This window comes from Synechococcus sp. MU1648 (genome assembly GCF_023630615.1).
GTDB lineage: Bacteria > Cyanobacteriota > Cyanobacteriia > PCC-6307 > Cyanobiaceae > Parasynechococcus.
The window spans coordinates 118,167-127,792 of record NZ_JAKUHI010000007.1 but is presented as its reverse complement, the minus strand read 5'-3'; the positions used below and the strand labels follow the sequence as shown (position 1 = coordinate 127,792).

Genomic DNA, 9,626 nt, shown 5'->3' with positions numbered 1-9,626 from the left:
CGAAACCAGCCTGGCCCGCGTCTACGACGTCGATGCCGACGAACTGGCTGAATTGCTGTTCCCGGAAGACTGAAGCTGGGTTCGGACGCCGCATCACCAAGGGACCCCTACCTATTGGGCACCCACACCGAGGAGCTGGAACGCCTGCGTTTCCAGCACTCTCTGTGGCGACCGACGGCCCAAGCCGCCTGGCAGCGCGCCGGCCTCCATTTGGGGCAGAGCGTGCTCGACCTGGGTGCGGGGCCAGGGTTCGCTGCAGCAGATCTGGCGAACGCTGTGGGTGCCCAAGGTCGCGTCCTGGGGTTGGAACGCAGTGAGATTTACGTCGCATCGGGCCGCCGCATGGCGGAACAAGCGGGCTTGCATCAACTGGAACTCCGCCAACAGGATCTGCTCAAAGATCCCTGGCCAAGTGAATTCTTCGATCTGGTGTGGTGCCGCTGGGTGGCCATGTTTTTGCCCCAGCTGGAGCCCCTCTTGGCTGGGGTGGATCAGTGCATCCAACCGGGCGGACGCTGGCTGATCCATGAATACGTTCACTGGGACACCTTCGGGCTGCATCCCCACGGACGAGCGATTCAGCGCTTTGGCCGGGCCTGTCAGAGCAGTTTTCGTGAAGACGGCGGCGATCCCGACGTCAACCGGAAACTCCCCGGTTTGCTCCACCAGCGCGGATGGCAAATCGAGCACCTAAAGCCAATCCCCGTGTTGGGCGATGCCGGATCCATGGCCGGGCAATGGATGGAGCGGTTTGTCCTGGTGTTCGGCAGGCGACTTCAACAATTGGGGCACTGGAGTGCCGACGACGCACTAGAGGCTCAGGATGAAATCGCCCGTGCACAGGCTGAACCGGGTTGCTACTGGGTTGGACCAACCGTGTTGGAGGTCCTGGCGCGACGACTCTGAAAGCGAACTCGGCACAATGAATTCACTCTTCCTCGAGACATGGGTTGGTCCGCTGCTGACATCCCGAACCAGCAGGGGCGCATTGCCTTGATCACCGGAGCCAACAGCGGCCTGGGCCTCGAAACCGCGCGAGCCTTGAAACGCTGCGGGGCAACCGTGGTGCTGGCGTGCCGCAGCCCCCGCAAAGCGGAGACGGCCAAACAAGATTTGCTGCAGGAGCGGGATGGAGGTGCGGTGGATCTGGTGGATTTGGATCTAGCGGACCTAGCCAGCGTCCAACGGGCGGCGAACAGCATTGGCGAGCGCTATGGCTGCCTCGATCTACTGATCAACAACGCTGGAGTGATGGCGCCGCCGCGCCGGTGCACCGCCCAGGGGCATGAACTGCAGTTCGGTGTGAATCACCTGGGGCACATGGCCCTGACCCAGGCGCTACTGCCGCTGATGCAGAACCGGCCCGACCCCCGGGTTGTGACGGTGACCTCCGGGGCCCAGTACTTCGGCAAGATCCGCTGGGACGACCCCAGTTGGAGCAAGGGCTACGACCGCTATGGGGCCTATGGCCAAAGCAAACTTGCCAATGTGATGTTTGCCCTCGAGCTGGATGCACGCCTGCGCGAACAGGGCAGCCCCATCGGCTCACTGGCCGCCCATCCAGGCATCGCACGCACCGAACTGCAACCCACGGCGATCGCCAGCGTTGGCAATCGCTTGGAGGCCCTGGCCTACCGGCTGATGGATCCCTTGTTTCAAAGCGCCAGCATGGGCGCCCTGCCGCAACTGCATGCCGCCACCGCAGCGACAGCGCAGGGTGGCGAGCACTACGGCCCTGAGCAGTTCGGTGGATTGCGGGGTGCACCGGCGCTCTGCCGTGTTGCCCCAGCAGCGAATCAACCTGCCGAACGGCAGCGGCTCTGGAGCTTGAGCGAGCAGCTGATCGGTGGCTGAATCCAGCGCTGGGTTGCACCGGTTGGCCCCCTTCGTTTTGGGCCGGGCCCGACGTGGCGTCGTGGGATCCAGTCGCTATGCCCAACGGCTGCGCAGTGCTGTGCTCGAGGCCGCCAGAGACCCGCAACGCCAGCCAGTGCTGATCAGCGGTGAGCCCGGCCTGGAAAAAGACAATCTCGCCGCCCTGGTGCACTACGGATCAGCGGAACGACGCCGTCTGCTGGTGCGACTGGATGCCAGTGATCTGCAGGGCAGCACGCTCAACCTGCTGAATGAGCTCGGATCCAGCACCCTGTTGGTGAGCGGCATGGACCGCATCGATAACGAGCTCCAGCAACGCTTGATCGCGATGGCCCGTGGCGAAGTGCCAGGGTTCCATGGTCGTGTGCTGTTCACCAGCGAAGCCGCCATCCCGGCCCTCGATGGCCTGGTGCGAGCCATCCGCGTACCTCCCTTACGCGTGCGCCGAACCGACCTGGGGGACTGGCTGCGTTACCGGCTGAGGCTGCAGAGCCCTGGACTCGGTTGGAACCAACCACCAGCCCTGCCCGACAGCGTGGTGCGACGGCTTCAGAACCACGATTTCGCCAACAACCTGCGCGAACTCGAAGCGATGGTCGATCGCGCCCTACGTCAGGCGCGTCAGCAAAGCCAAGGCGAGCTTCCACCATTGCTTCCCGAAGAGGTCTTCTGGACCGAAGACAAAGCACGGCGCACCCGTTTTGACGTCTGGCGCTGGAAACCACAGTTGCGGGAGTGGATGCGCGCACCGGCGCTCTGGAACACGCTGCTGTTCGGCCTGGTGAGCTGGCTGTTCGTGGCTGTGAACCTGGCGCTCTGGCTTGGCCCCCAGGAGCGCGCAGCCAATCCAATGCTGACCCTGTTCTGGGCTTGGTGGTGGCCTTTGATCCTGCTGAGCTACCCACTGGTGGGGCGACTCTGGTGCTCGATCTGTCCATTCATGGTGTGGGGACAGATCGCCCAACGGATCACTCCATGGCGAAAAAGGAGTTGGCCCCATGGAGACCTAGACCGCTGGGGAGCTCCTGCTCTAGCCGCCGGGTTTGCCGCGATTCTCCTCTGGGAAGAGGTCTGGAACCTTGAAGACACCGCCTGGCTGAGCAGCTGCCTGCTGTTACTGATCACGGCAGGGGCCGTGATCAGCTCAATGGTTTTCGAAAAACGCTTCTGGTGCCGATACCTCTGTCCCGTCGGAGGCATGAACGGACTATTCGCCAAACTCTCGATCCTTGAATTGCGGGCTGAAGTCGGCACCTGCAGCGGCAGCTGCAGCAGCTACGCCTGTTTCAAGGGAGGACCCGCTGATGGCGAGGGCCTGGCAACCGAAGGCTGTCCCCTGGGCACCCACCCCGCCCACTTGAGCGACAACCGCAACTGCGTGCTCTGCATGACCTGCACCCAGGCCTGTCCCAACCGCTCTGTGCAGTTGCGACTGCGCCCGCCTGCCGCCGATCTGCAACGCAACATGCAGGCCCCCGATGGAGAGCGCGGACTGATCCTGGTGCTGGCTGGCGGACTCTGCCTGCACCACTGGCAGCGCCTGCTCGCCTGGCTGCCGCTTGCACCGTCTTCCTTGCATGAAGGCCCCCTGCTGGCTCGGCTCAGCTTTGCGGCGCTGGCCCTCGCTCTTCCAGCAGCAGCGGGTTTGTGGCTCAAACGCCGTTGGCTGTATGCCGGATTGCCATTGCTCTGGGCCCTACTCCTGGCACGCCATCTGCCCATCGGCATGTCCGAAGCGGGCACGGTTCTGCCGGTTGGTTGGCCGCAATGGTCCGCCGACCTCCATGTGATCGGCTTCTGCCAGACCGTAGTGGTGTTGATCGGGTGGATTGGTGCTGTGATTTTGAGCCGCCGCTTGCTGGATCTCAACCGTCGGGCCTGGGTCAGAGGCAGCATGGTGCTGCTCCTGGTCAGCCTCAGCGGCCGCTGGTTGGTCGCTCTCTAAAACCATGGCCACTCGTCGCCCCTCAACGGAAATCAATGCCCGCCAGAAGGTGTTGCTGGCGAGCCTCCAGGCCTGTGGCGATGAGATGAGCGGTCAGCAACTGCACCGCAACCTCGCTCCCGACCAAACCATGGGACTGGCCACGGTGTATCGGAATCTGCGTCAGCTGCAGCAACGGGGCCTGGTGCGCTGCCGTCACCTGCCCAACGGCGAAGCGCTCTACGCACCACTGGAGCGGGATCGCCACCACCTCACCTGCGTCGATTGCGGCAAGACACAAGCGCTCGACCACTGTCCAATTCACGACCTGGAGGTACCCGAAGACCGCCGCAAGGGCTTCGATCTCCTGTTTCACACGCTTGAATTCTTTGGTCTCTGCAGCGACTGCCGCGAGCGGCAGCAAAATCCGTCATGACCCTGGCCGCCACCTACTACGGAGCCAATGGTTGGTTGCTCGAATTCGATGATCTTCGGGTTCTGGTGGATCCCTGGCTGCGCGGCAGCCTGAGTTTTCCCCCGGGGGAGTGGCTGCTGAAAGGGGAGCTGCCCTGCGAACGCGACATCCCGGAGAACCTGAATCTGCTGTTACTCACCCAGGGGCTGGCGGATCATGCCCACCCTGAAACCCTGGCGTTGCTGCCGAAAACCCTGCCGGTGATTGGATCCATAGCCGCAACGCGCGTGGTTGAACGCCTGGGCTTCACCAACGTGAAAGCACTCTCCCCCGGAGAAAGCACCACCCACCAGGGCCTGCAGGTACGCGCCAGTGCCGGTGCACCGGTGCCCACGGTGGAAAACGGCTATTTGCTCGAGCATCCAGCCGGCGCGCTCTACTTGGAACCCCACGGTTTTCTGGATCCAGCCCTGGAACCGCAACAGCTGGATGCCGTCATCACGCCGATGGTGGATCTTGGGCTTCCCGCTCTGGGCGCATTTGTCAAAGGATGCTCCGTGGTGCCACAACTGGTGGAACGCTTCCAACCCACGACGGTGCTCGCCAGCACATCCGGTGGCGATGTGCGCTTCGACGGCGCCCTGAGCCGCGCCTTGCAGATGAAAGGATCCGTGGCCGGAACTGGAGCCCAACTGCCAACAAGCAGCCGCTGGACCGATCCCACACCGGGGGAACGACTGCTGCTGAAAAACTGATTTCGTGGATTAAGCTTTGTAACAACAGCTTGAGCCTGATGAAGCCCACGCAAGCAAACGAGTCTTGGTTCCAAGGCGTCGCCGCGCGCGAGATCCATATGGAGCAACTCAAAAAAGCGGAACGCTTCAACGGGCGGGCCGCCATGGTCGGCATCGTGATCGGCATCATTACCGAAGGCCTCACCGGTGCCGGCATCATTCACCAAATCGGTCTGGGCCCCCTTGTGGATGGCTACGCCGCCTGCCGCACCCAATTCCTGCCCTTCTGCTTCTGATCCAATTGGGGGCTGTTACAGCCCCTGCATCTCCATCATCTCGGAAGACAACTGACCCCCGATGACGAGAATGGTGCGATTCACGTTCGACTCGAATGGCTGCTGACAAGGAACTGCTGCAGGAAGTGGCTCTAGAGCTGTGGAATACCACCAAGAAGCTGCGGCCCGGCCTGCCCAAAGCGCCACGGGCCCAACTGGTCTTGAAAGCACTCCTGACCATCGGCGATATGAGCGATCAACTGGAAGCCGCCATGGTGCTTGGAGTCATCGAGGCGCAGGAACCCGACGACGAACCTGTCCAGGACGACTCGGCTGGAGAAGACAAAACCGTCTCTGATGCCAAAACCGAACGGGAAACCCCCAGGGTTGTTCGCAAACGGACCAGCAGCCGCTGATCAAAACCGCCGGCTGATGCGGACGGGACGAAAAGGACGTCGCTGGCTGACAGGCGGTCAACCCAGCGCCAGCCTGAAGGAGTGGTGACGACCCGCTCCTTCATTGAAACTCTCCTCCCTTGCTGTTATCGCTACTAGCGTTCTAGCTCTTGGCCTTGGCGCGTGTGCTGAGAAAGAAGCAGCCAAAGTCACAGACCTGAACAATCTCCAGGGTGACGTGATCGGCAAGGTGAATTGCAGCTCTCAGACGTTTGTTCTGGATGCCGACCAAGCCAAAGGCTTCGCCGAGTTCGCGGGGCAGTGGATGACAGCTGAAGGCTTCGCAGAGAAGTGGGTGGAGGAAACCGGTGACACCTACGGCAGTCAACTGGCAAGGCAAGTTGCGGAAGCCGCGATAAGCGAAGCCTGCGCCCCCGAATAACCGAAACGGCACCTCTTAGGGGGGGCCACCACAGATCGCATCAGTAACGACGTGGCTGACGCTGGGGGTGCAACAGCTCAGAAAAGCTGCCACATCATCAGCTCAACGCTGCATGGCCACCACCACCGCAGCGGCCGCAAGGGCCACAATTCCAGCCATCCAAATGGTGTTCTGGCGTGCCAACAACCAAGCGGCGTTCCGAGACAAGGCCAACCGGCCCGTCGCCAGCAGGGCAGTCAGACCCACGAGCAGAACAACGGGAACCACCAACGCCAGGAACAGTTGCATCACCGAATGCCGAGGGGACCTGCATTCCCAGGATGGTGCAGTCGAACGCTGAGTAGCTTGTAAAGCTCCGACTCAAAGCTTGAACCTTGTCTCTGCTGATCGTCGCGGCTGGCTTCATCGGACTGCTCTGGTTGACGCAAAGCCTGATTCGACGCGGCATGGATGACGGCAGCAACGGCTGACGCCAAACGCACATCTCATCACTTCCGCTGGAGGGTTGACCCACTCGGGGACTGTTTGGGCTGCAAGCTGGCCTGATGGTGGCCAAGCTGTTGTCGACGCCCCAACCCACGCGCCAAAACGCCAATGGCAACGTTCGATCAGAGCACACCCTTCATGCTCTTGGCTCGCATTCACGTCAAAGAAGGATGCGTGGACGCCTATTTAGAACTGGCACGTGCCACCGACACAGCCGTTCAGGCCTCTGAACCGGGGATGATCCACCACACCTTTGATCAGGATCCCGATGATCCACAGGCATTTGTTTGGTCAGAGGTTTACGCCAACGACGAAGCCTTCAGCGCCCATGTCTCCAATCCTCCAGTCCAGGAGTACCTGAAAAAGCATGCTGAACTTGGCGATGGCTTCAGCATTGAGGTGTACGGCACAGTCGGCAATGCGTGCCGCAGCCTGATGGAGTCCTTCGGATTACCACTCAAAATCTTCGAAACCAGGCTGGGGTACAGCAGGGTCTAGGCGTTGAAATCATCGGGTACGCCAAGCCACCATGTGCAAGGCGATTCTCTCAAATTTTGAGCTCTCTGTATGGCTGATCACAGAGAGGGCTACAGCTGAAGAATGTCTTGAACAGCCCAGGCCTTTTGAACTTCCGGAGAAGTCGTCAGTGAGGAATTGGCTCTCTTGGAGCGTGATCTGCCTCGGCTTTTAGAAAACGGCGATGCTGGGCAGAGGCATAGCCACTGAGGTCAATTCGGGTGGCATTGCTGCCAGCCTTTCGCCACTCCCTGGGGGGAGTGCTGGATCTTCGGTTCATGGAATCGAGTTATCGGTTCTCGCGCTGTGGGCCCTTACAAGGCTCTTTGGCGTCACACCAGCATTGCACACGTCTGTGAACCTCACGCCAAAGCTTCACTGAAGTCATCCTGAACTGCGAGCTAAGACCACTGGTCTCAGCTGGGAATTCATCCATGGGCACGGCCTTGGCTCGAGGATGGGCTTGAACGCCGCTTCTCCAGCCATGAGAGCTCTGTTCCCCATGCATTAGCCCAGAGCCCGTTGCCGAAGATCGGCGGCTGCCCCTACTCCTACCGGGCATCGGGTGACTACTGCATGCCCAGCAAGAACTCAAAGGACGCCTTCATCCGAACTGGGAACTCCTGCCCCAATGGGTATCGGAAGTCAGGCAAGTACTGCATCTCCAATCGGTAAGCACTGTTTGCCACGAGTGCAATGCAGCTCCATTGTTTTTGCAGCAACCTCTGTTGAATCAGCCAAGCAATTTCATTTCATTGCCACCTATGTCTGCACCTTGGTTGATCGCTTTTGGAATCCTGTTCGTTTGCGCTCCGGTGGCTCGTTCAGATGAGTGGGTGAGTTGCAGGCGTGACCCATCAACAGGCCAACTCCTTTGGATGCGCGGCAAGTCAAATGAGCCTCTAAAAAACGCTGCATTTCGACCTGGCGCCACCAATCCTGATCGAGGCAAATGCTTGGTCAGCAATGACCAACTGCGTCATGCGCACGGTCTGAGGTTCTAACTATCGAGCCGCACAACCCCGCCGATGGCGTTCCGATCTGAACGTGTGATCCCCTCGGCATTCCTGTGCACGACTGGATTTTTGAGATGGGCGATACTGGGATCGAACCAGTGACAATCTCCTTGTAAGGGAGGTGCTCTACCGCTGAGCTAATCGCCCCACCGGGCAGATTCTGCCTTAACGCGTCACTTTGGGGGCGCACGAGAGCTGCGAACGCTTGGCAACGGGTCGCCGCCACGACCAAAGCATCTGGATCCTGAGCCTCCCGCTCGGAATCGCTGTTGGGTTGGTGCTGGGACTCCAAGCAGCAGTGATCGCCACAGCGAGCTGGCTGGCTGGTGGGCTCTGGCTTTCCCCCGATCTTGATACGCGCTCAAACGCGCTGCGGCGTTGGGGAGCCCTCGGATTTCTCTGGTGGCCGTACCGACGTCTGATCCCCCATCGCTCGCTCTGGTCCCATGGTCCAGTGCTTGGAACAAGCGTGCGACTGGGCGTGCTTCTGACGTGGTGCCTTGTCGTCACCATTGCTATTCCGACACTCTCGCCATCGATGCTCCTGGCGGAGCTTCAGCAGCTGATCCGCCAGCACCCGCGTGAGTTCATCAGCCTGATGGTGGGGTTGGAGAGCAGCGCATGGATCCATCTGATCCTCGACGGCGACCCCTGGCCCCAGGAATGGTCCAAAAAACGACAGCAGTGAGAGGGTGGGCCTCACCCAAGTTGTTGACCCTGCATGGCCAACGCTCCATCTGATGCGCTGCAACGACTGATCGAGGTCGTGGCACAACTCAGAGATCCAACAACGGGCTGTCCTTGGGACCTGGAACAAACCCATGCGTCCTTGGTGCCCTACGTGTTGGAGGAAGCGCACGAGGTGGCTGATGCCGTCCGTCATGGTGATGACAACCACCTCAGGGAGGAACTTGGCGACCTGCTGCTGCAAGTGGTGCTGCATGCACAGATCGCTGGGGAGGAGCAACGGTTCGATCTCGATGCGATTGCCGATGGCATCAGCGAGAAGCTGATCCGCCGACACCCCCATGTGTTCGGCGATGCCGAGGCCTCCAGCAGTGACGACGTTCGACGCAGCTGGGACGCCATCAAGAGGCAAGAACAAGCCGAAGCCCTGGCTGACTCAACCAGCCCCCTCAGCGACCAGCTCAGAGACAAAGTTCGTGGGCTACCGGCCCTCGCTGGAGCGATGACCATCTCCAAGAAAGCTGCCAAGGCCGGCTTCGAATGGGATGACATGGACGGCGTCTGGGACAAGGTCCACGAAGAGCTTGATGAACTCAAAGAAGCAGTAGCCAGTGGCGATCGGAACCACGCCCAGGAGGAACTGGGCGATGTGCTGTTCACGCTCGTGAACGTGGCCCGTTGGTGCGCGATCGAACCCGAAGAGGGCCTCGCTGGCACCAACCGGCGCTTCCTCGATCGCTTTTCCCGCGTTGAGACCGCTCTGGGTGGAGATCTGCAGGGACGCAGCATCCACGAACTCGAGGCCCTGTGGAAACAGGCCAAAGCAGCCATCAGGGCTGAACAGTCTTCGACGTCCTGATC

Annotated in this window: 12 protein-coding genes and 1 tRNA gene; 11 read left to right on the top strand and 2 right to left on the bottom strand. The window is 60.8% G+C overall.

What is annotated here, in order from left to right; genetic code table 11:
• Positions 1-114: 114 nt before the first annotated feature.
• From NCN06_RS09230 to NCN06_RS09195, 8 genes are all read left to right on the top strand, one after another.
• On the top strand, positions 115-906 hold the full coding sequence (locus tag NCN06_RS09230) for a methyltransferase domain-containing protein (RefSeq protein ID WP_226397486.1): 792 nt from the start codon (positions 115-117) through the stop codon (positions 904-906).
• A 39-nt stretch (positions 907-945) separates the two neighbouring features.
• Positions 946-1,854 (top strand): oxidoreductase, encoded by a 909-nt coding sequence (locus NCN06_RS09225; RefSeq protein ID WP_226422761.1) that lies wholly within the window; start codon positions 946-948, stop codon positions 1,852-1,854.
• Complete coding sequence (locus NCN06_RS09220) at positions 1,847-3,820, top strand: 4Fe-4S binding protein (RefSeq protein ID WP_250398873.1); 1,974 nt, start codon at positions 1,847-1,849, stop codon at positions 3,818-3,820. The genes NCN06_RS09225 and NCN06_RS09220 overlap by 8 nt, the downstream gene beginning before the upstream one ends.
• Before the next feature lie 4 nt (positions 3,821-3,824).
• On the top strand, positions 3,825-4,235 hold the full coding sequence (locus tag NCN06_RS09215; RefSeq protein ID WP_226397489.1) for a Fur family transcriptional regulator: 411 nt from the start codon (positions 3,825-3,827) through the stop codon (positions 4,233-4,235).
• Positions 4,232-4,969 (top strand): MBL fold metallo-hydrolase, encoded by a 738-nt coding sequence (locus NCN06_RS09210; RefSeq protein ID WP_226397490.1) that lies wholly within the window; start codon positions 4,232-4,234, stop codon positions 4,967-4,969. The genes NCN06_RS09215 and NCN06_RS09210 overlap by 4 nt, the downstream gene beginning before the upstream one ends.
• A gap of 38 nt (positions 4,970-5,007) precedes the next feature.
• Positions 5,008-5,244, top strand: coding sequence for a high light inducible protein (locus NCN06_RS09205; protein ID WP_250398872.1), 237 nt, complete (start codon positions 5,008-5,010; stop codon positions 5,242-5,244).
• A 95-nt stretch (positions 5,245-5,339) separates the two neighbouring features.
• The gene (locus tag NCN06_RS09200) at positions 5,340-5,639 is read left to right on the top strand and encodes a TIGR03894 family protein (protein WP_226397491.1); all 300 of its coding nucleotides are present in this window, start codon (positions 5,340-5,342) and stop codon (positions 5,637-5,639) included.
• Positions 5,640-5,742: 103 nt separating this feature from the next.
• Positions 5,743-6,060, top strand: a complete 318-nt coding sequence (locus tag NCN06_RS09195) for a hypothetical protein (protein WP_226397492.1) — start codon at positions 5,743-5,745, stop codon at positions 6,058-6,060.
• Between the two features lie 102 nt (positions 6,061-6,162).
• Here the strand turns inward: NCN06_RS09195 and NCN06_RS09190 are convergent, their stop codons facing one another.
• Positions 6,163-6,348, bottom strand: a complete 186-nt coding sequence (locus NCN06_RS09190; RefSeq protein WP_115024612.1) for a hypothetical protein — start codon at positions 6,346-6,348, stop codon at positions 6,163-6,165.
• A gap of 306 nt (positions 6,349-6,654) precedes the next feature.
• Here NCN06_RS09190 and NCN06_RS09185 point away from each other — a divergent pair, with 306 nt between their 5' ends.
• On the top strand, positions 6,655-7,044 hold the full coding sequence (locus tag NCN06_RS09185; RefSeq protein WP_226397493.1) for a putative quinol monooxygenase: 390 nt from the start codon (positions 6,655-6,657) through the stop codon (positions 7,042-7,044).
• A gap of 1,109 nt (positions 7,045-8,153) precedes the next feature.
• Here NCN06_RS09185 and NCN06_RS09180 read toward each other — a convergent pair.
• Positions 8,154-8,225: transfer RNA gene (locus NCN06_RS09180), tRNA-Val, on the bottom strand.
• A 58-nt stretch (positions 8,226-8,283) separates the two neighbouring features.
• Between NCN06_RS09180 and NCN06_RS09175 the strand changes: the two genes are divergently transcribed.
• Positions 8,284-8,766: a metal-binding protein gene (locus NCN06_RS09175; RefSeq protein WP_250398871.1), complete on the top strand. Its 483-nt coding sequence runs from the start codon at positions 8,284-8,286 to the stop codon at positions 8,764-8,766.
• Between the two features lie 33 nt (positions 8,767-8,799).
• Entirely contained in the window at positions 8,800-9,624 is an 825-nt protein-coding gene (mazG, locus tag NCN06_RS09170) for a nucleoside triphosphate pyrophosphohydrolase (protein WP_226397495.1), read from the top strand.
• Positions 9,625-9,626 lie beyond the last annotated feature (2 nt).

Excerpts from the sequence above, each read along its gene's own strand:
- NCN06_RS09225 (WP_226422761.1), top strand. The coding sequence starts at position 946 with ATGGGTTGGTCCGCTGCTGACATCCCGAACCAGCAGGGGCGCATTGCC.
- NCN06_RS09215 (WP_226397489.1), top strand. The coding sequence starts at position 3,825 with ATGGCCACTCGTCGCCCCTCAACGGAAATCAATGCCCGCCAGAAGGTG.
- NCN06_RS09210 (WP_226397490.1), top strand. The coding sequence starts at position 4,232 with ATGACCCTGGCCGCCACCTACTACGGAGCCAATGGTTGGTTGCTCGAA.
- NCN06_RS09205 (WP_250398872.1), top strand. The coding sequence starts at position 5,008 with ATGAAGCCCACGCAAGCAAACGAGTCTTGGTTCCAAGGCGTCGCCGCG.
- NCN06_RS09200 (WP_226397491.1), top strand. The coding sequence starts at position 5,340 with ATGGCTGCTGACAAGGAACTGCTGCAGGAAGTGGCTCTAGAGCTGTGG.
- NCN06_RS09190 (WP_115024612.1), bottom strand. The coding sequence starts at position 6,348 with ATGCAACTGTTCCTGGCGTTGGTGGTTCCCGTTGTTCTGCTCGTGGGT.
- NCN06_RS09185 (WP_226397493.1), top strand. The coding sequence starts at position 6,655 with ATGGCAACGTTCGATCAGAGCACACCCTTCATGCTCTTGGCTCGCATT.
- mazG (WP_226397495.1), top strand. The coding sequence starts at position 8,800 with ATGGCCAACGCTCCATCTGATGCGCTGCAACGACTGATCGAGGTCGTG.